Below are 20,769 nucleotides of genomic sequence, written 5' to 3' on the forward strand. Positions count from 1 at the left end.
CCTTTGTTCTCAGATGCCGAGCGCGATTTCGCGGCTGGCGGCCTGCAACAGTCCCCAGACGTGATCGGCGAAAGAGCGCCAGACCTCGATGCGGAAACGGTTTTCGTCGTGGCGGATCAGGATGATCTGCGCCTTGTCGAAGATCGTGCGTGTTCCGGTGCCCGATGGCATGGTGTCGAAATCGAAGGCGCAGGCCGAGCGCAGCGCCAGCACCGCGGCAGCACCTTCGACGGCGATGCCGATCTCGCGATGACCGACATCGACCAGGCTGTGCGGGCAGCTGGCATAGAGCGCGGCGAAAGTGGTTTCGATGGAGCGGCTCTCAGCGAGAGGCGCATAGAGCTGCCACTCGTCCGGGCCAAGGCAAAGCGCCAGCCTGCCACCCGAAGTCGCGGTCGCGCCGATCGTCGCCAGCAGTTCGCAGCCGAAAGCCTTCGAGGCAGCTCCCAGATTTTCCGGCGCGATGCGGAGGTTGAAGCGCGAAGAATCCTCGGCGTCGTGGATAACGAGGGAGACCCCCTCGGCCAGTGAGATGCGGTGACCCTTCAGCGGGTGACGTTCCTGCAGCATGGTCGTCTCCTAGACATTGAGGCGCTTGTTTTCCGGATCGACGAACACCATGCCGACGATCTCGGCTGAATGGGTCTTGTCCGGCATCGGCACGTGAACGGTCTGGCCTTCCTTCGCCCGCCCGCCTTCGACGATGGCGAGCGCGATGGAGCGTCCGAGCGTCTCGCTCCAGTAGGACGAGGTGACGTGACCAACCATCTTCATCGGCACCTTCTGATTCGGGTCGAGGACGATCTGAGCCCCCTCCTCCAGCACGGTCTTGGGATCACTCGTCAGCAGCCCGACCAGTTGCTTGCGGTCGGCCATGAGCATGTCGGGGCGGGTCAGCGACCGCTTGCCGACGAAATCCGGCTTGGTCTTGCCGATGGCCCAGGCAAGGCTCGCATCCTCCGGCGTCACCGTGCCGTCGGTGTCCTGGCCGACGATGATGTAGCCCTTCTCGGCACGCAGCACGTGCATTGTCTCGGTACCATAGGGTGTGATGCCGTATTTGCGGCCAGCATCGTACAGCGCTTCCCAGACGGCGCGGCCGTAGCGCGCCGGCACGTTGACCTCGAAGCCGAGTTCGCCGGTGAAAGAGACGCGGAACAGCCTGGTTGGCACGCCGCAGATCCTGCCCTCGGCGACCGACATATGGGGGAACGCCTCGTTGGCTAGATCGATGCCTTCGACCAGCGGCTCGATGAGCTTGCGGGCGTTCGGCCCGTTCAGCGCGATCACCGCCCATTGTTCCGTGGTCGAGGTCAGCCACACCTTCAGATCGGGCCATTCGGTCTGCAGATAGTCCTCCATCATGGCGAGCACCCGCGCGGCGCCGCCGGTCGTGGTCGTGACATGGAAGCGGTCCGTCGAAAGCCGGCCGATGACGCCGTCATCGCGGATGAAGCCGTCCTCGCCAAGCAGCAGTCCGTAGCGCAGCCGCCCTGGCGCGAGTTTGGTCCAGGCGTTGGTATACATACGGTTCATAAACTCAGCCGCATCCGGACCGACGATCTCGATCTTGCCGAGCGTCGATGCGTCGAACATGCCGAGCGACTGGCGCGTCGCCCGGCATTCGCGCGCCACCGCCTGGTGCATGTCCTCGCCCTGTTTCGAAAAATACCAAGCGCGCCGCCAAAGAGAGACTGGCTCGTAGACGGCGCCCTTCTCCTCAGCCCAGCTATCGATCGCTGTCTTGCGCGTCACTTCAAACAGGTCGCCGCGATTGTAGCCGGCGAAGGCGCCGAAGGTGGTCGGCGTGTAGGGCGGGCGGAACGTGGTCAGCCCGACCGACGGCGATGGTCGCTTAACCGCGTCCGACGCGATTGAGAGGCCGTTCATATTCGACGTCTTGCCCTGGTCAGTAGCCATGCCGGTGGTGGTGTAGCGCTTAATGTGCTCGATCGACTTGAACCCCTCGCGGACGGCAAGTCGAATGTCCTTGGCGGTCACATCGTTCTGGAAGTCGACAAAGGCCTTGGCCCAGGATGCGCTCCCGTCCGACGGCAGTTCGCGGTTGCTGGCACCAATGCACAGCACCTCGCCTTCCACCGAGTAGGAACCGGCGCTGGCGCTGAAGCCGGCATCGATCGCCGCGGCGGCTCCTGCCGAAGCGCCTTCCATCAGAGACTCTTCCAGACCGAATTTGCCGTTACCGGCGCCGGCACACCGGCTGTCTTCAGTGCGCGCGCCCGGCAGGAACATCTGTCGTTCGTCGTTCCAGTCGAGCTTGCCCTTGGTGTGCGAGAACAAGTGCACGCTCGGCGTCCAGCCGCCCGACATCAGCAGTGCATCGCAGGCGATCGTCCGGGCTGGACCGACATGGCCACCGGCGCTGACCGGATTGACCCGCACGGAGGTGACGCGATGCCGGCCCTTGGTGCCGCTTATGGTCCAGCCGCACAGCGTTTCGATACCCAAAGCCCTGGCGCGCTTAACGAAGTAGTTCGGAACCCGAGCGCGGATATCCACGATCGCTGCAACCTTTGCGCCGGCCTGGGCCATATCGAAAGCGGCGAGCCAAGCCGAGTCGTGCGAGGTGACGACCACCGGCAGGTTGCCAACCTTGACGCCGTAACGATTGAGATAGACGCGGGCCGAGCCAGCCAGCATCACACCTGGCCTGTCGTTGCCGTCGAACACCAGCGGCTTTTCGATAGACCCTTGCGCGAGCACGACCTGCTTTGCCCGCACCTTCCATAACCGCTCGCGCGGCGCGCCGTCCGGCAGTTCGGAAAGATGATCGGTCAGGCGCTGGCACAAGCCGACGAAGTTCTGGTGATAATAGCCGATAGCGGTGGTGCGGTTCAGCAGCGTGACGTTCTTCATCGCGGCAAGCGCGGCGTTTGTCTCCAGCAGCCAGTCCCATGCCGACAGGTGGTTAATTTCCGCATCCGGCTCGCCGAGCAGCGAGCCGCCAAATTCAGGACTCTCGTCGACAAGGATGACCTTGGCGCCGCTCTTTCCCGCTTCCAGAGCTGCCACAAGACCAGCAGGACCTGAGCCGACCACCAGCACGTCGCAATGCGCATAGCGGCTGGCATAGGTGTCCGGATCGGGAACCGCGGGCGACTTGCCGAGACCAGCGGCACCCCGGATGATCGGCTCGTAGACCTTGTTCCAAAAAGACTTCGGCCACATGAACGTTTTGTAGTAGAAGCCTGCCGAAAACAGCATGTAGAGCGGATCGTTGATGGCGCCGACATCGCGTTTCAGCGACGGCCAGTGGTTCTGGCTGACGGTGTTCAGGCCGTCAAAGATTTCTAGCACTGTTGCGCGGGTGTTAGGTTCGGCCCGGCCGACGCCACGATTGACTCCGACAAGCGCATTTGGCTCTTCCGAACCGGCGGAGAGGAAGCCGCGCGGGCGGTGATACTTGAACGAGCGGCCGATGAGATGCACGCCGTTGGCGAGCAGCGCGGAGGCCAGCGTGTCGCCCTGGCGGCCCTCGAAGTTCTCGCCGTTAAAGGTGAAGCGGACCGGCCGGTTGTGATCGACGCGGCCCTTGCCGGATACGCGATAGGTGCTCATGAACGCGCTTCCTTGATCTCGTTTTCCGTTGGGCGCGGCATGCCTGCCTTGTAGGTCATGGCGAACTGGTCGCTGACCGTGTCGCGCACCGCGTTGAAGAAGCGGCCGCAGCCATGCATGTGACGCCAGCGTTCGAAATGGGTGCCGCGCGCATTCGAACGGATGAAGAGGAAATTCTTCCATTCGTCGTCGGTCAGCGCGGCGGGATCAACTGGGCGGGCGACATGTGCTTCACCGGCATAGACGAACTCGACCTCGGGCCGTTCGGTCTCGCAATAGGGACAGCGGATAAGGAGCATCTTTTTTCTCCCCTCAATGCGCGACGGCGGCGGCGGCGGCCTCGTCGATCAGCCGGCCGGTGGTGAAGCGTTCGAGCGTATAGGGCGCGTTGATCGGATGCGGTTCGTCTCGGGCGATGGTGTGGGCGAAGATATGGGCTGCGCCCGGCGTCGCCTTGAAACCGCCAGTACCCCAGCCGCAATTGACGTAGAGCCCCGGCACCGGCGTCTTGCCGATGATCGGCGAACGGTCGGGGGTGACGTCGACGATGCCGGCCCATTTGCGCAGCATGCGCATGCGGGTGAAGATCGGGAACACCTCGCAGATAGCCGCGACCGTGTGCTCGATCAACGGCAGGCCGCCGCGCTGGCTGTAGGACACATACTGGTCGGTGCCCGAGCCGATGACTAGTTCGCCCTTGTCGGACTGGCTCATATAGGCGTGAACCGTGTTCGACATGACGACGCACGGGAAGATCGGCTTGACCGGTTCCGACACCAGCGCCTGGAGCGGGTAGCTCTCCAGCGGCAGGCGCACGCCGACGGTGTCCATGACCACGGAGGTGTGGCCGGCCGCCGACACGGCCACCTTCCTGGCCTTGATGAAGCCGCGCGGCGTGTCGACGCCGGTGACCTTGCCCGAGACGTCGCGGCGAATCGCCGTTACCGGGCAGTTCTGGATGATGTCGACGCCGCGCGCCGCGGCGCCCCTTGCATAACCCCAGGCGACCGCGTCGTGGCGGGCAACGCCGCCGCGCCGCTGCAAGGCGGCGCCCATCACTGGATAGCGCGCGTCTCTGGCAATGTTGAGCGGCGGGCAATAGGCCTTGGCCTGTTGCGGCGTCAGCCATTCATTGTCGACGCCGTTCAGCCGGTTGGAATGGATATGGCGCTTGAAGCTCTGCACGTCATGGATCGAATGCGCCAGCATCATCACGCCACGCTGCGAGAACATGACGTTGTAGTTTAGCTCCTGGCTCAAGCCTTCCCACAGGTCGAGTGCGTGGTCGTAGAGCCTGGCGCTCTCGTCGTAGAGGTAGTTGGAGCGGATGATGGTGGTGTTGCGGCCGGTGTTGCCGCCGCCGAGCCAGCCCTTGTCGATGACCGCGACATTGGTGATGCCGTGCTCCTTGGCGAGATAGTAGGCCGTGCCCAATCCATGGCCCCCGGCACCGACGATGACGACATCGTACTCGGCCTTGGGCTCGGCGTCCGGCCATTGCGGCTGCCAGTTCTTGTTGCCGGTCGCGGCGTTGCGCAGCAGCGCGGAAAACGAAAAGCGGGTCATGACTTACCCCGGGTTCAACATGCCGCGACTATTCACCCAATACCCGGCCTTGAACAGAACGGCTGCGTCAGGGTAGTATTACCTGTGCGACAGACGAAATGGCGAGATGGATCGAACCCTATATCGAACCCTATGGAGATACGGACGAAATCGAGACATGCGCCAAAGCGTGGCGACTCAAGGCGTCTTTCAGTCGGCTTCATCCTGGCCCGGCGCTTTACCCTTTGCGCCTTTGCCAATTTCGTCGACGTGCTTCGCCTCTCCGCCGACGAGGGCGACCGCAGTCGACCGATCCTGTGCGGCTGGCGCGTGCTTTCCGCCACGATGGACCCCATCGTCTCCAGTTCGGGCATCGCGGTTCAACCCGAGGAGCGGTTGGGCGACCCGGCCCGCTTCGACTACATCGTGGTGGTCGGCGGATTGATCGACGAGATCGAAAACCTGCATCCGGACTATGTGCGTTTCCTGCATCGGGCGGCGATCGCCGGCGTGCCGCTGGTCGGCGTCTGCACCGGCGCCTTCGCTCTCCACCGCGCCGGCCTGATGCACGGCTACAAATGCTGCGTCAGCTGGTTCCATCACGACGATTTCCTGGAGCAGTTCGACGGGCTGAAGCCGGTCTCCGACCAGATCTTCGTCGTCGACCGCGACCGGCTGACGTGTTCGGGCGGCGCCAGTTCGGCGCATCTCGCGGCCTATCTGGTGGATAGGCATGTCGGGCGCGCGCAGGCCCGCAAGAGCCTGAACATCATGATCATCGACGAGGCCGAGCGAGCCGAGACGCCCCAGCCCGGCATGCCGCTCGACCTGCACACCGACGATCCGATGGTCAAGAGGGCGCTGCTGCTGATGCAGCAGACCATCGACACCCCGATCGCCGTCGACGAGCTTGCCCGGCGCCTCGGCGCCAATCGACGGCAACTTGAGCGCCACTTCCAGGGCACGATCGGCATGGCGCCGACGCTGGCCTACAAGATCATGCGTCTCGAATATGCCGAGTTTCTGCTCAAAAACTCGCAGGGTTCGGTAACTGAAATCGCCAACTCGACCGGCTTCTGCGATTCGTCCCACTTCATCCGCGCCTTCCGCGAGCGCCGCGGGGTGACGCCGGCGGTATTTCGAAGCAACGCTTAGGGAAGGGGTTCGACGCCTACTCGCCTGGCAGGATGTGGCTCGACTCGGTGCGCCAGGACATCCAGATTTTCGCACCGGGCGTCAGGTTCAGCCGTTCCAGTTCGTCGTGGCTCTTCTGCGCCTTGAGTTCCAGACCGTCGGCGCCTTCGAGGTGGATGACGGCCGTGGCGCCGACGAACTCCTCGCCGACCACCGAGGCCTGCACGCCGTTTACGGCGTCCGTGGGCTTCTCGTTGGTTAACTGCACGCGATCGCCGGAGACGACGAAGGTCGCCTTGTCTCCCTTGGCCAATGTCTTGGCTGGATTGCGGGCGACGTCGAACTCGCCTGAGGGTGTGGCGATCCTGATGGCATCGCCGTCCGCCGCCGAAACCTTGCCGGCGAAGATATTGGATGAGCCGAGAAACTCGGCGACGAACCTCGTCCGCGGCGCGCGATAGATCTCTTGCGGGTTGCCGATCTGTTCGATGCGGCCGCGGCTCATGATGACGACGCGGTCGGCCATCGAAAAGGCCTCCGACTGGCTGTGCGTGACATAGACGAAGGTGATGCCGAGTTCCTTCTGAAGGTTGGACAGCACGGTTTGCATGCGCACCTTGAGGTGGGCGTCGAGTGCCGACAGCGGCTCATCGAGCAGCAGGATTTCCGGCTCCGTCACCAGCGATCGCGCCAACGCCACACGTTGGCGCTGGCCGCCGGAAAGATGGGCGACGTTGCGATCGGCGAATTCGGTGATCTGCATGCGCTCGAGCCACTTGTCGACGCGTTGCCTGCGCTCGGCTTTTTCGACGCCGCGCATGCGCAGGCTGAACTCGACGTTCTCGCGCACCGTCAGGAACGGAAACAGCGCCAGGCTCTGCCACACCATCGGCGTGTCGCGGCGCCAGGTCGGCAGGTCGTTGATACGCTTGCCGGCAAGGCGGATCTCGCCTTCGGTTGGCGCTTCGAGCCCGGCCAGCATTCTGAGCGTGGTGGTCTTGCCGCAGCCGCTCGACCCCATGATGGCAAGAAATTCGCCCTTGCGGATTTCGAGGTCCATGTGCTCGACGGCGTTGAAATTGCCGAATCTCTTGGCGACGCCGTCGAAGACGACGAGAGCTTGATCGGTCATGGCAACAACTCCGACGCGTTGCCGCCGGCCTTGGGCGCGACGCTGCGTTTCATCAGAAGAATCTGGGCGAGGATCACCAGCGTCATCGAGGCGAGGAAGACGAATGTGCCGATGACATTGATGCGTGGGCTGACCTGCCCTTGCAGAAAGCCGAGAACCTTGACCGGCAGTGTTTCGTGCAGGCCGGACACGAACCAGGACACCGCGAATTCGTCGAACGACACCGCCATGGTGATGAACAACGCGGCGAAGATGGCGGGCCGGCAGAACGGCACGATGACGTGGCGCATCGCCATCCATTCGGACGCGCCGAGGTTCCAGGCGGCGGCTTCAAGCGATGGGTCCATCTGCGATAGGCGCAATCGGCAGATCGCCATGGCGAAGGGTGCGCACATGACGACATGGGCGATGATAACCGAATGGACTTCCCCGGACAGGTGGACGTTGGACAGGAAGGCCAGCATCGCCAGGCCCAGAATGACCACGGGAATGGTCGGCGGCAACAGCGCCAGCGCCAGATAGAACGGCTTGCCGAAGAATTTATAGCGGAAGTCGGTGTAGGCGGCGCCGAAGCCGAGCGCCGTGGCGACGACCGAGACGGTCGCGCCGACGATCAGCGTGTTGCGCAAGCCCTCCCAGACGAGCGGATCGGCATAGACGGCTTCGTACCAGATGGTCGAGAAACCACCCAACGGCAGCGAGGGAAAACGGTCGATGTTGAGCGAGAAGACGAAGCTCGCGGCAATCGGCGCGAAAATGAAGGCAAAGGCGAGCGCGATGTAGAGCTTCAGCGCCCAGTCGATCAGCGGATTGCGGTTGAAATCGCTCATCGCCCGCGCTCCTTGTAGGCAAAGCTCACCGCCGCGAACGCCACCGCGAGCAACGTCGCGATCATGGTCAGCGCGATGACGGCCGCGCGCGGCCATTGCTGGCCCGATTTGGTGGTGTCGGTGATCAGGATGGACAGCGTCGGCGGGTCACCGCCGCCGAGATAGAGCGGGCTGACGAAATCGCCGAAGGTGAGGATGAAGCAGAACAGCGCCGCGATCACCAGCCCGACCTTGGCCGCCGGCACCACCACCTCGAACACCGTGCGCAGGCGCCCGCAGCGCAGATTGTGCGCCGCTTCAATCAGCGTGCGGTCGACGAACACGAGGCTGAACAATTGCAGCAGCACGACGAGTGGGAAGCTCAGAGTCAGATAGCCGACCATAGTTCCGAAGACCGAATTCAGCATGCCGAACGGCCCAATGCCCGCCTTTGCCAGCAGCGCATTGATGATGCCGTTGTCGGACAGGAAAATCTGCCATGAATAGACGCGCACCAGATAGCTGGTGAAGAAGGGGATGACCATCAGGAACACGGCCCAGCGCCGCGCCGTTTCCGACAGCTTGAAGGCGATGCCGTAGGCGCAGGGGAAGGCCAACGCGCTGGTGATGATCGCGGCCGTCGTGGACAGGACCAGCGTGCGAAAATAGGCCTGCCAGAAAACGCCTCGGCCAAGCATTCTGGCCCAGTTGTCTGGATTGAAATCCGGCTCCATGCGGAAATTCCGGACCGTCCAAAAACTCAGCGCGATCAAAAAGACCAGCGGCGCTAGAAAGAACAGCACTTGCCAGATCAGCATGGGCAGCGAGAATGTCAGTCCGTAAAGGGTGATCGATTTCCGCATCGATGCAGTTTCCGTCCGTTGAGCCACGGCTCGTCCGTCTGCATGACGCACGACGATTCCCCAAGAATGCCAGGTGGGCAGGATGCCCACCTGGCGATGGTGACTGTTACGACCCCTTGTATTCGGACCAGAAGTCGTTCCAGTCTTCAAGGCTCTGCTGAACCGGCAACTGGCGGTATTTGATACGGCCATTGCGGATCATGTCCATGACATTGCTCTGGTTGAGCAGCATACCCTGCCGCTTGGCCTCCGCCGGCGTTTCGGTGGCCAAAAGCTCCCAGCCCTTCTTGTTCGGGATGAGGCAAGGGTAGGCTACCATGTTGGCCGACTTCACCTGGCCCTTGGCAGAGGTGATGTACTGGATCCATTTCTTCGCCAGATCGGCCTTCTGCGAGCCTTTGCCGATCGAGAAGGATTCGGTGAACTGCAGGCCACCCTCTTCCGGAATGACGGTCCGCACCTTCGCGCCGCCCTTTTCCAGCGCCCCGGTAATCCAGTCGCCGATGCCCGCCATGGCCAGCATCTGTCCGTTCTGAAGCGACGAGAAGGTGCCGCCGTAGTCGAAGAAGCCGCCAATCTGCGGGCGCAGCGATCTCGTCTTTTCCTGCACGGCGCTCCAGGCCGCGGCGTCAATATCATAGGGCAAGGCGTTGCCACCGAGCAGGCTGATCTGACCGAGATTGGGCAGATGCCAATCGAAATGCCCGACCTTGCCTTTCAGCTTCTCGGCCCAATAGACATTGTAGGTCGAGGCCTCCTTCTCGGTAATCGCTTCGGTGTTATAGGCCACGCCGAGGAAGCCGAACCGAGTGATGACGGAATAGAGGTCGTTGCCCTGCCAGTGTCCTGGAAAATGCTGGAATTCGGGGAAGAATTCGTCGAACGGGTAGTCAGCGGGATCAAGCTTCTCGATATAGCCGGCCGCGTTGAGCTGCTGCACGTATTCGGCATCCGACAGGATGACGTCGAAGGTTCCCGGGGGCGATTGGGCGATCAGCCCGAGCATGTTGTCGCCGCCAGTGTAGTATTTCGGCTTGAACTTGACGTTGTTCGCGGCCTCGAACTCGGCCACCACGTCAGGTTCGGCATGGCCATACCATGCGAGCATATTGAGCTCGACCGGGTCGGCGAAAGCCAGCCGGCTGAGGAACGGCATCGCCAGCGCGCCGCCGCCCAGAATACTTGCGCCCTTTAGAAGATCGCGGCGCGTGCGCAGGCCGGACAAGCTTTTTTTGACTATCATGGTTGTTCCCCTTTGGCTTGTAGTCCCATCAAGCCTACGAGCGGTCCAACTATTTGGAAAATTAATTCTCATAATAAATGCATTTACATGCCTTATTGGCGATCCAGCTCGATCGGCCGCCGCACCGGGTCGCCGGAGACACCGGCTTCATCCAGCCGCGCGACGATGTGATTGACCAGCCTGATTCCTGCATCGGACAGACGGGGATGCTTGTAGAACAAGCCGACCCGGATTTCAGCGAGCGCTGGAAACCCGTCGCTGTCATCAAGAACCCGCATGCCGGGCAGCATCGTGTAACGGGTCAGCGCGCTGACGCCGAGGCCGTTCACCACGGCATTCTGCAACCCCGCGATGCCGGAGCCGGTATAGGCCACCCGCCAGCGGATCTGTGCGGCATCCAGAGACTGGATCATCCGCGCCCGATAGGCGCAACCTTCTGGGTGGGCTGCGAGGGGCACACCGGTTCCCAGGTCAAAACGGGCAGCTTCGGCGGCAGCCCAGATCGGCCGCTCGATCCATGAACGCGACAGATATTGGGAGCGTTCATTGTTGACCATCGCCACCGCCAGATCGAGTTCGTCGGCGCGCAGCCGATCGAGAATGTCGGCGCTCCAGCCGCAGTGGATTTCCAGCGAAATGCCCGGATGCTGACTGGTATATTCGGTAATCACGCCCTGCAGGAAAGCGACCGCATAGTCGTTTGGCAGACCGATCCGCAGCACCCCGGCTATCTTCGACCGATTGAAATAGGACGCAGCCTCATCGTTGAGCCGCAGCATCTCGCGGGCGTAGCTCAGCAGCATCTCCCCTTCGCTGGTCAGAGTGAGACTGCGTCCGACCTGTTTGATGACTGGCGCCCCGACCAGTTCCTCGAGCCGGCGTATCTGCAGCGAGATGGCCGGCTGGGTGCGCCCCAGCGCATCTCCGGCCTTGGTGTAGGCGCCAAGATCGATGACCGAAACAAAGGCCCGCAGCAGGTCGGTTTGAAAGTTGGTGAAATTGCGCATGGATTTGGATTTCTCATACCTGGATCATGAATATAAATTTTTGATATCATGACTATCACCGTTAAGCATCAATTCCAACAGCCGCCTTGGGAGGACATCATGTCGGATTCCAGTGTTTTCGCCGCCGAACTGCCCTGGCCGGACTACGACGCGAAGGTCAGGGACGGCTCCGTGCCTATCCTGCTGCCGGTCGGGTCGATGGAGCAGCACGGCCACCATATGCCCATGCATGTCGACGTACTCTTGCCGGTCGAATTCTCCCGCCGCGTCGCTGGCGAGATCGGCGCGCTTGTGGCACCCCCTTTCACCTACGGCTACAAATCGCATCAGAAATCGGGGGGCGGCAATCACCTGCCGGGCACGACCAGTCTGGACGGCGCGACACTGGTCGCAGCGCTCCGCGATGTCATCAAGGAATTCGCCCGCCACGGCGTGCGCAATATCTGCTTGATGAATGGCCACTTCGAGAACTCGTGGTTCATCGTCGAAGGCATCGATCTGGCGCTGCGCGAACTGCGCTGGGGCGGTATTGGCGACATGAAGATCGTGGTGCTGTCTTATTGGGATTTCGTCGACAAGCCGACGATCGCGCGGCTCTATCCAAACGGGTTCACTGGCTGGGATCTGGAACATGGTGGGGTGCTCGAAACATCGCTGATGCTGGCGCTCTACCCGAACTTCGTTCATCTCGAGCGCGCCGCCGATCATGAACCGGCCAGCTTTCCGCCCTATGATGTATACCCGCCCAAGCCTGAATGGACACCGGCGACCGGCACATTGTCGTCGCCCAAGGAAGCTTCGAAAGCGAAAGGCGACATCTTGCTGGATGTCTGCGTGAGGGGCATCGTCAAAGCCCTGCGGGCCGAGTTTCCGCGCTGAGCCCTGCGTCCCGCCTTGTTTCCGGATTGCGATCGGGGCTTGAACTCCCAATGCGTCTTTAGGCAGCGCGCGAAGGCCACCCCGTCAAGCGATTCTCGATCCAGTACGCATTATCAATATGGAAACGGCCAATTCGGTGGCGCCTGCCCTCTCACAGTGCCGGCATTTTCGTCGGGTGGGCAATCACCGCGTTCCACGAGAGTGTCGGCCGTGAACACTTTTATCAGGAAAATGAAGAATTCGCGGGCGAAGCCATAGACCGGCGACGCCGCGTAAGGGTTGGGTCGGTTTGTTCGGTCCCCTCGCTGATGCCAATCGTGGGGGATGTAGAACACGTCCGTCAGTCCCCGACGATGTTGTGGTCCGGGCCGAACGGGAAGCCGGTGATGTTTTCCGCGCCGTCCTGCTTCACGATCAGGATATCGTGCTCGCGATAGCCGCCCGCACCCGGCACGCCTTGCGGCAGCATCACCATCGGCTCCATGGACACGACCATGCCGGGCTCCAGCACTGTGTCTATGTCCTCGCGCAGTTCAACGCCCGCTTCGCGGCCATAGTAATGGCACAGCACCCCGAAGGAATGGCCGTAGCCGAAGGAGCGGTACTTCAGCAGATCCCACTCCCGGTACATCTCGTTGAGCTCGATCGCGATATCCTTGCAGCGGGCGCCGGGCTTGATCAGTTCGAGACCGCGGCGGTGGACAGCGACGTTCTTCTGCCAGATGCCAAGGCTGGCGTCGTCGACGTGGTCGCAGAACAATGTGCGTTCGAGCGCGGTGTAATAGCCGAAGATCATCGGGAAGGTGTTGAGCGAAAGGATATCGCCGGACTGGACACGGCGGTTGGTGACCGGGTTGTGGGCGCCATCGGTATTGATGCCGGACTGGAACCATGTCCAGGTATCCATCAGTTCGACATAGGGGTGCGATTTCGCGATCTCGCGGATCATGGCGTTGGTCGTTGCAATAGCCACCTCGTGCTCAGGCACGCCGGCTTTCACGGCCGCCACGCAGGAGGCACCGCCGACGTCGCAGATGCGTGCCCCCTCGCGGATCAGCTTTTGCTCTTCCAGCGACTTGATGGAGCGCATCCACATCGAGGGCTGAGCGATGTCGATGAATTCGACGCCAGGCAGCGCCTCCACAAGCTGACGGCGGAAGTCGAGGTTGACGTGATCGAACTCGATGCCGATGCGCTTGGCGCCCGCAGTGAGTTGGCGCACTGCACGATAGAAGTTGTCGCGGCGCCAGTCACTGTATGTGATATTGTCGCCAAAGCTGCGGCGGTAGGGCTGGCCACCATCGATGCCGGCCGAAATCGTCGTCGCCTTGTTGTGGTCAATGACCATACCGTATTTGCGGCCGAAGTAGCAGTAGAGCCAGCCAGAGTAATAATTGATGCAATGATAGGACGTGAACAGCGCTGCATCGACCTTGTTCTCTGCCATCCAGAGGCGAATGTCGGCCTGGCGGCGCTTCATCTCGGCATCCGAGAAAGGCGAGTACTCCTTTTCCCCATTGTGCCACGCCATCACATGCAACATGTCGTCGGTCATCGTGCTGTCCCCTGCAATATCGATGCAAGAAAGCTACGATCGATGAGCGCATCAGGACAATTTATTCACCTGATGCCTGCATTACGAGAAGTTATGGAAATCCCGCGCGCGTTTGTGGCGCAGACCGGCGATTAGCAACACTTATCCTCCGATATCGACTTCTCATTTCCAGCGGCTCGGCCGAATTTTTATAGTCCGCTTCCAACCTGAACCCGATTTGGATGCGGAGGAAAGAATGAACGTCTACGCCAAGGGCATGCCCAACGAATTGCTGCGTCTACAGAAGATGCATAATGGCGAGAAGGCTGTCGCCACCTTCAGCCCCGCCGAAATGACGCGCCGTCAGGATGGGCTGCGCAGCATCCTGGCCGACCTGAAGCTCGACGCGGCGGTGCTGACTTCCTACCACAACATCTGCTATTTCTCGGACTTCATGTTCTGCTATTTCGGCCGCCGCTATGCCTTTGTGGTCACCCCGGAGAAGGCAGTGTCGGTCTCGGCCGGCATCGATGCCGGCCAGCCATGGCGCCGTACTTTCGGCGATAACATCACCTACACCGACTGGCAGCGTGACAACTATTTCTACGCCCTGCAGCAGACGCTGCCCGGCGTGAAGCGTATCGGCATCGAGTTCGACCACGTCAACCTCGAATTCAGGAAGCTCTTGCAGGACGCCTTCCCGGACGTCGAGTTCGTCGACGTCGGCGCGCCGGCCATGTGGCTGCGCACGATCAAGTCGGCAGAGGAGATCGTCCTGATCAAGGAAGGCGCGCGCACCGCCGACATCGGCGGCGAAGCCATTCGCAATGCGATCCGCGAGAACGTTCCTGAATACGAAGTGGCGCTGGCCGGCACGCAGTCCATGGTCCGGCACATCGCCAACACCTTTCCGCATGCCGAACTGATGGACACCTGGGTCTGGTTCCAATCGGGGGTCAACACTGACGGCGCGCACAACCCGGTGACATCGCGCAAGGTTCAGAAAGGCGACATCCTCTCGCTCAACTGCTTCCCAATGATCTCGGGCTACTACACCGCGCTCGAGCGCACGCTGTTCCTCGATCATGCCAGCGACGAGCACCTGCGGATCTGGGAGATCAACTGCGACGTCCACCGTCGCGGGCTCGAACTCCTGAAGCCCGGCGCACGTTGCGGCGACGTGGCGACGGAGTTGAACGAAATCTACCGCAGTCACGATCTGCTCGGCTACCGCTCGTTCGGCTACGGCCACTCCTTCGGCGTGCTGTCGCATTATTATGGCCGCGAAGCCGGCGTCGAACTGCGCGAGGACATCAACACAGTGCTGCAACCGGGCATGGTTGTCTCCATGGAGCCGATGCTGACCATCCCCGAGGGACTGGCTGGCGCTGGCGGCTATCGCGAGCACGACATTCTGGTGATGACCGAGGACGGGGCGGAAAACATCACCAAGTTCCCGTTTGGTCCGGAGCATAACATCGTCAAGGCATGATCGCCGAATAGCGCTATCCCTGGCGGGCCTTCCTGGAAAGGGAGGCTCGCTTGCGTTTGTTTGGAGCGCCGTGATCTAATCGGCGAATGTGGAGCTAACCCATGCGCAGCATCCCGACCGACCTTCTCCGCGCCTTCATCACCGTGATCGACCTGCGCGGCTATACGCGGGCGGGAGAAAAGCTCGGTCGCACGCAGCCGGCGATCAGCCTGCAGATGAAGCGGCTTCAAGAATTGCTCGGCGTCTCGCTCTTCGCCAAGGAAGGCGGCGCACAGATCACGGAACAGGGTGAACTTGTTGCCGGCTACGCGCGCCAGATCCTGGCGCTGAACGATGACATGATGCTGAAGCTCTCGAAGCGCGACAGCAAGGGTCGCCTGCGGCTCGGCATCCCAAATGACTACGCCGATCACTTCCTGCCCAAGCTGATGGCCAGTCTGGCGCGCGATGGCGGCGACCTGACCTTCGACGTCGTCTGCGATCTGTCGCACAATTTGCTGCAGGGCCTGCGCAATGGCCTCTTCGATATTGTCGTGGCAATGACCCCGGACGGGCCTTCCGAAGGCGCGTTCATGACCTGGAAGGAGACGCTGGCCTGGGTCTGCGGAGCGCAGATGCCAGATCTGCCGGAGGATGCTGCAAGACAAAGCGAACTGCGCATTGTCTGTTATCCCGAGGGGTGCCTCTACCGTCGCAACATGCTGACTGCGCTACAGCGCGACGGTCGCAATTTCGAGATCGTCTACACAAGCCCAAGTCTTGCCGGCCTGGAGGCGGCTGTGGGCGCCGACTTCGGGGTGACGGTACTGGCGCGCCGGATCATTCCAGCGAAACTCAGGATCATCCAACCGTCGGCCCATCTGCCTCGGCTCGCAGATGTCGTGGTCGGCATCTATGTCAGCCCCGACCGCAAGCGGTCCGCTGTGGCGCAGAGTTTTGCCGCTCGATTTGCTGATATGTTCGTCGCCGGCGAAGGTGCTGCCAAGGTCGATTGAGAACGGCCTTCGAATTCCAGCCGGACAAACGTGGTGGCCAGCCGGTTATTTCACCCTTCGCCGGGTCAGCAGCGCCAGCATCGCGAACAGGATGATCGACAGCGCAAGCAGCAGCGTCGCAGCGGCCATGATGGTCGGATTGATCTGGTCGCGGATGCCGGAAAACATCTGCACTGGAAGAGTGCGCTGCTCCGCCGCCGTCATGAACAGTGCGACGACCACCTCGTCGAACGAGGTGGCGAAGGCGAAGATTGCGCCGGAAATGACCCCCGGCAGGATGTTCGGCAGCGTGACGCGAAAGAACGCCGCCGACGGCGGCGCGCCGAGGCTCAATGCCGCCCGGGTGAGATTGGTTTCATAGGTGGATAGGGTCGCCGTCACCGTGATGACCACGAAAGGCGTCGCCAGTGCGGTATGCGCCAGGACGAGGCCGGTGCGCGTGTTCGTCAGGCCGAACTGGCCGAAGAAGAGATAGCTGCCGACAGCCACGATGACGATTGGCACGATCATCGGCGAGATCAGCAATGCCATGATCAGGCGGCGCGCTGGGAAATCGGGACGCGAGATGCCGAGTGCCGCCAACGTGCCGAGCGTGGTGGCCAGGATCGTGGTCATCACCGCCGCAACGGCGCTATTGGCGATGGCGTTCATCCAGCGCGCGTTGCCAAAGAAATCCGCATACCAGCGCAGGGAATACTCCCGCACGGGCAAGGTGAAGAACGGATCCTTGGAGAAGGACAACGGCACGATGATGAACAGTGGCGCGATCAGGAACAAGAGCACCGAGACGGCGAACGCCACCACCAGCGTGCGCATTATCCGTTCAGAGGGAGTCGCATAGGAAGGCAGCCACATGGCGTCACCCGAGCTTGATCTTGTCGGCGCCAACGAGGCGCAGGAACAACAGGTAGATGGCAAGTGTCACGACAAGCAGGACCACACCCAGGCCTGCAGCCAGGCCCCAGTTGAGATCGCGGTTGATGTAGGTCGAGATGAAGTTGGACACCATCTGGTCGCGCGGCCCGCCAACCAGTGCCGGCGTGATATAGTAGCCGAGCGACAGGATGAAGGTCATCAGGCACCCGGCAACGACGCCAGGCAGCGTCTGCGGCGCATAGATCCGCCAGAAGGCGGAGGATGGCGGCGCCCCGAGCGAGCGAGCCGCCCTGAGCTGCGTGGTCGGGATCGAGCGCATGACGCTGTAGATCGGAAGGATGGTGAAGGGCAACTGGATGTGCGTCATTGCGATGACCGTGCCGACGCGCGTGAAGATGAGCTGAACCCTCTCGCCTGTCAGATGCAAGGCCATCAGCACGTCGTTGATGATGCCGTCGGACTGCAGCAGCACGACCCATGCTGTGGTGCGCACCAGCAGCGACGTCCATAGCGGCAGAAGCACCATCAGCATCATGATGCCCGCAATCGCCTTGGGCGCGATGGTCAGCACATAGGCGACGGGATAGCCCAGGATAAGGGTAAACAGCGTCACCAACCCGGCTACGAAAAGCGTCCGCCCCAACACGTCGAGGAAGATCGCCTGGTCGCCCTGGACGCGCTCGACCGATCCGTTCGGGGCTTGCTTGAGGTCGAGCGCGGTCAGCATATAGTAAGGCGTGAGAGAACCACCGTTGCGCTTGATGATCGCCCAGGTTTCAGGCGAGCCCCAATCCTGGTTCAACGCGAGGAACTTCTCCTTGTACGGACCGGTATCCAGTTTCTCGACCATCCGTGCTGTCGCCAGCACGCGGCTGCGCATGCCGGAAATCTCGTAGTTGAGACGCTTGCCGAGCAAGGCGGCCGTGCTGTTGTCCTTGGCGACCTTCAAGTCGGCGGCGAGCGCGGCGTAGACAGGTTCGTCCGGTGTTGAAGCGCCATCCCAGTTTTGGAGGGCCTCCAATGTGCGCGGCAGCACCTCGCGTGTCTCCGGATTGCCCACCGCCGTGACCAGCAGGTAAAGGATTGGAGCGACGAAGGCGACCACCAGGAAGACGATCAGCGGCAGAGCCAGCGAAAGCGCGGCCCGCCGAGCGGGTCTCTCTGCCCGACGTACGGCCATGAAGATGTTGACACGGTCTATCTCCGCTACGGTCATGGCGTCATGCCTCCAGCAGACGGCATTCGGAAATGCCGCATTCGAGGACGACATCCTCGCCCAACGCAAAATGCCGCGCCTGCCGCGCCGGGATACGCGCGGTGACGAGCTGGCCGCCAAACGCCTCGACCGACAGCCGCATATGGTCGCCGAGGAAGAAGACGTCGCGCGCCTTGCCCGAGAAACGGTTGAGACCGGCACGGACACCCTTGCCGGCCAGCGAAATGTTCTCCGGCCGCACGGATACACTTATGTTCGCGCCCGTGCCGGACACATTGGCGCCGGCGGCCTTCAACGTCGTGCCGTCGGCCATGCGCGCGATGGCCACGCCTCCTTCCCGTCCAAGCAAGGTGCATGGCATCGTGTTGTTCTCGCCGATGAAGGAGGCAACGAAACGATTGGACGGCTCGTCGTACAGCGTTTTCGGATCCGCAAGCTGCTGGATACGGCCATCGTGGAAGACAGCGATGCGGTCCGACATGGTCAACGCTTCGGACTGGTCATGGGTGACGTAGACCATGGTGATGCCGAGCGAGGTCTGGAGTTGCTTGATTTCGATCTGCATGCGTTCGCGCAATTGCTTGTCGAGCGCCCCGAGGGGCTCGTCCATCAGCACCAGCGAGGGCTCGAACACGAGAGTGCGGGCCAATGCGACACGCTGCTGCTGGCCGCCGGAAAGCTGCGCCGGGCGACGATCGCCCAGCGCGTCGAGACTGACGCGGCCGAGCGCCTGGCGAACCTTTTCCTTCGCGGCCGCGCCGGTGATGCCACGATAGCGCAGCGGAAACGCAACATTCTCCGCCACAGTCATGTGTGGAAACAGTGCGTAGTTCTGGAACACAAAGCCGATGTTGCGCTTCTCGGGCGGCAACCGCTCGACAGGCTTGCCGTCGAGCAGGATATGGCCGAGCGTCGGCTGTTCGAAACCGCCGAGCATCATGAGCGTCGTGGTTTTGCCGGAGCCCGAAGGCCCCAGCATGGTCAGGAACTCGCCACGAAAGACGTCGAGATTGAGGTCCTTCACGACGAAGTTGATGCCGTCGTAGGATTTCTTCACGTCCTCGAACCGAACGAGGGCATCGACTGGGTTGTCCGTCGCAAGTGACATTCGCTGGGCAAAATTCATCGATGCTCTCCTCCGGAAGTCCTGACTACTGCGCGAGCCAGGTCGTGAACCGCTTGCGTATTTCGTCCCCGTTGTCAGCCCAGAAACCATTGTCGAGGGTTAGCGAAACCGTCAGATTCTGCGGGCTGGTCGGTAGATTCTTGGCATCCTCCGGCGCCACGAACTCGGCCGCCGATTTCCGTACAGGGCCGTAGGGAATGTATTTGGTGATCCCCGCGAGTACCTTGGGCTCGACCGCGTATTTGATAAAGGCAAGCGATCCCTCGGCATTCTTAGCGCCCTTGGGGATTACCCAGTAATTGGAGTCAAGGATCTGGTTGTCCCAGACGATCCGAAAATCCTTGCCTTCCTTGTTGGCGTTGTAGATGCGGCCGTTCCACGCGGTCGTCATCGTTACCTCGCCCGAAGCGAGCAACTGCGGTGCCTGGGCGCCCGCTTCCCACCACACAATGCTGTCCTTGATCGTGTCGAGCTTGGCGAAGGCACGATCCACTCCCGCCGGGGTCGACAGTGTTTCGTAGACCTGGTCAGGCGCAACGCCATCGGCGAGCAACGCGAATTCCAGGTTGGTTGCGGGGTTCTTCCAGAGGCCGCGCTTTCCGGGGAATTTCTTGGTGTCGAATAAGTCCTTGATCGTCTTCGGACCATCGGCCAGCTTGGCGCCGTCATAGGCAAGGGTCGTCGCATAGACGATCGTGCCGACGCCGCATTCCGAGGTCGTGCCCTTGATCCAATCGTCCTGCGGTCCGACCTTCGCCCAGTCGATTTTTTCGAAAATGCCCTCGTCGCATCCTTGCAGCAACGTCGGCGCATCGACATCGACGACATCTATGGTGGTGTTGCCGGATTCGATCATCGCCTTGATCTTGGCGATCTCGCCGCCATATTCCTGCTCGTCGATCTTGACCCCGGTCTCGGCGGTATAGGTTTCGAACACGCCTTTGCGCTGCGCTTCCTGATAAGCGCCACCGAAACTCATGACCGAAAGCGTGTCTTGCGCTCGCGCTGCATTCGAACAAAGCGGCGTCAGCGCCAACAGCGACAAAGTCAGCACACGACCTGTTAAGGGATATCTCATTTCCGCCACTCCCATTGATTGGAACCACGGCCTCGACTTCGTCTGAGTGAGCCTTGGCCGGTGCAAAACGGTAATTTGGCTAGGGCGCGACAGCAAATAAGTACATCGCATGGGCCCATGAGAAACCGTTATCGCGACAAGGCTGTCTCAGACCTCGCGTGAAGCGCTTGGCAGAGCGCTGGACGGCTAGCGTCGGTGCCGGCGACGACGTTCTGTACGCTTCGAGCGGATTTTTCGTAGGAATTGATCGAGCCGACCGCT

General features: G+C 61.6%; 18 protein-coding genes. 4 read left to right on the top strand and 14 right to left on the bottom strand.

Features of this window, described 5'->3' with window-relative positions; translation table 11 throughout:
• Window positions 1-9: 9 nt before the first annotated feature.
• The 4 genes from FFS37_RS29425 to FFS37_RS29440 are packed head-to-tail and all read right to left on the bottom strand — an operon-like array spanning window position 10 to window position 5,145.
• The gene (locus tag FFS37_RS29425; RefSeq protein WP_137934472.1) at window positions 10-570 is read right to left on the bottom strand and encodes a sarcosine oxidase subunit gamma; all 561 of its coding nucleotides are present in this window, start codon (window positions 568-570) and stop codon (window positions 10-12) included.
• 9 nt (window positions 571-579) lie between these two features.
• Entirely contained in the window at window positions 580-3,579 is a 3,000-nt protein-coding gene (locus FFS37_RS29430) for a sarcosine oxidase subunit alpha (RefSeq protein ID WP_137934473.1), read from the bottom strand.
• A complete protein-coding gene (locus FFS37_RS29435; protein ID WP_137934474.1) occupies window positions 3,576-3,878 on the bottom strand; it encodes a sarcosine oxidase subunit delta in 303 nt (100 codons plus the stop codon). The genes FFS37_RS29430 and FFS37_RS29435 overlap by 4 nt, the downstream gene beginning before the upstream one ends.
• Window positions 3,879-3,891: 13 nt before the next feature.
• Window positions 3,892-5,145 carry a sarcosine oxidase subunit beta family protein gene (locus FFS37_RS29440; RefSeq protein ID WP_137934475.1) on the bottom strand — a complete coding sequence of 418 codons (1,254 nt, stop codon included), beginning with the start codon at window positions 5,143-5,145 and terminating at the stop codon, window positions 3,892-3,894.
• A gap of 132 nt (window positions 5,146-5,277) precedes the next feature.
• On the opposite strand from FFS37_RS29440, the gene FFS37_RS29445 reads away from it, so the two are divergent.
• Window positions 5,278-6,279 carry a GlxA family transcriptional regulator gene (locus FFS37_RS29445; protein ID WP_137934476.1) on the top strand — a complete coding sequence of 334 codons (1,002 nt, stop codon included), beginning with the start codon at window positions 5,278-5,280 and terminating at the stop codon, window positions 6,277-6,279.
• Between the two features lie 16 nt (window positions 6,280-6,295).
• On the opposite strand, the gene FFS37_RS29450 is transcribed toward FFS37_RS29445, so the two are convergent.
• The 5 genes from FFS37_RS29450 to FFS37_RS29470 form a co-directional block, all read right to left on the bottom strand.
• Entirely contained in the window at window positions 6,296-7,390 is a 1,095-nt protein-coding gene (locus FFS37_RS29450; RefSeq protein ID WP_137934477.1) for an ABC transporter ATP-binding protein, read from the bottom strand.
• Window positions 7,387-8,220: an ABC transporter permease gene (locus FFS37_RS29455; protein WP_137934478.1), complete on the bottom strand. Its 834-nt coding sequence runs from the start codon at window positions 8,218-8,220 to the stop codon at window positions 7,387-7,389. Before FFS37_RS29455 ends, FFS37_RS29450 begins: the two co-directional genes overlap by 4 nt.
• Complete coding sequence (locus FFS37_RS29460) at window positions 8,217-9,062, bottom strand: ABC transporter permease (RefSeq protein WP_137934479.1); 846 nt, start codon at window positions 9,060-9,062, stop codon at window positions 8,217-8,219. The genes FFS37_RS29455 and FFS37_RS29460 overlap by 4 nt, the downstream gene beginning before the upstream one ends.
• A 106-nt stretch (window positions 9,063-9,168) precedes the next feature.
• Complete coding sequence (locus FFS37_RS29465) at window positions 9,169-10,305, bottom strand: polyamine ABC transporter substrate-binding protein (protein ID WP_137934480.1); 1,137 nt, start codon at window positions 10,303-10,305, stop codon at window positions 9,169-9,171.
• Window positions 10,306-10,397: 92 nt separating this feature from the next.
• Entirely contained in the window at window positions 10,398-11,312 is a 915-nt protein-coding gene (locus FFS37_RS29470; RefSeq protein ID WP_137934481.1) for a LysR substrate-binding domain-containing protein, read from the bottom strand.
• A 99-nt stretch (window positions 11,313-11,411) separates the two neighbouring features.
• On the opposite strand from FFS37_RS29470, the gene FFS37_RS29475 reads away from it, so the two are divergent.
• On the top strand, window positions 11,412-12,191 hold the full coding sequence (locus tag FFS37_RS29475) for a creatininase (protein WP_137934482.1): 780 nt from the start codon (window positions 11,412-11,414) through the stop codon (window positions 12,189-12,191).
• Window positions 12,192-12,531: 340 nt separating this feature from the next.
• Here FFS37_RS29475 and FFS37_RS29480 read toward each other — a convergent pair whose 3' ends face one another.
• Window positions 12,532-13,746 carry a M24 family metallopeptidase gene (locus tag FFS37_RS29480; protein WP_137934483.1) on the bottom strand — a complete coding sequence of 405 codons (1,215 nt, stop codon included), beginning with the start codon at window positions 13,744-13,746 and terminating at the stop codon, window positions 12,532-12,534.
• 256 nt (window positions 13,747-14,002) lie between these two features.
• On the opposite strand from FFS37_RS29480, the gene FFS37_RS29485 reads away from it, so the two are divergent.
• Complete coding sequence (locus FFS37_RS29485) at window positions 14,003-15,217, top strand: M24 family metallopeptidase (RefSeq protein ID WP_137934519.1); 1,215 nt, start codon at window positions 14,003-14,005, stop codon at window positions 15,215-15,217.
• A 101-nt stretch (window positions 15,218-15,318) separates the two neighbouring features.
• Window positions 15,319-16,212 carry a LysR substrate-binding domain-containing protein gene (locus tag FFS37_RS29490; RefSeq protein WP_137934484.1) on the top strand — a complete coding sequence of 298 codons (894 nt, stop codon included), beginning with the start codon at window positions 15,319-15,321 and terminating at the stop codon, window positions 16,210-16,212.
• A 45-nt stretch (window positions 16,213-16,257) separates the two neighbouring features.
• Here the strand turns inward: FFS37_RS29490 and FFS37_RS29495 are convergent, their stop codons facing one another.
• From FFS37_RS29495 to FFS37_RS29510, 4 genes are read right to left on the bottom strand one after another with little or no spacing between them, the layout of a single operon-like run.
• The gene (locus FFS37_RS29495) at window positions 16,258-17,067 is read right to left on the bottom strand and encodes an ABC transporter permease (protein WP_137934485.1); all 810 of its coding nucleotides are present in this window, start codon (window positions 17,065-17,067) and stop codon (window positions 16,258-16,260) included.
• Between the two features lie 4 nt (window positions 17,068-17,071).
• Window positions 17,072-18,304: an ABC transporter permease gene (locus FFS37_RS29500; RefSeq protein WP_137934486.1), complete on the bottom strand. Its 1,233-nt coding sequence runs from the start codon at window positions 18,302-18,304 to the stop codon at window positions 17,072-17,074.
• A gap of 4 nt (window positions 18,305-18,308) precedes the next feature.
• Window positions 18,309-19,430, bottom strand: a complete 1,122-nt coding sequence (locus FFS37_RS29505) for an ABC transporter ATP-binding protein (protein WP_232375810.1) — start codon at window positions 19,428-19,430, stop codon at window positions 18,309-18,311.
• Window positions 19,431-19,455: 25 nt separating this feature from the next.
• Entirely contained in the window at window positions 19,456-20,508 is a 1,053-nt protein-coding gene (locus tag FFS37_RS29510; RefSeq protein ID WP_137934487.1) for an ABC transporter substrate-binding protein, read from the bottom strand.
• Window positions 20,509-20,769 lie beyond the last annotated feature (261 nt).

Origin of the sequence: Mesorhizobium comanense (assembly GCF_005503535.1) — a bacterium.
Lineage (GTDB): Bacteria > Pseudomonadota > Alphaproteobacteria > Rhizobiales > Rhizobiaceae > Mesorhizobium > Mesorhizobium comanense.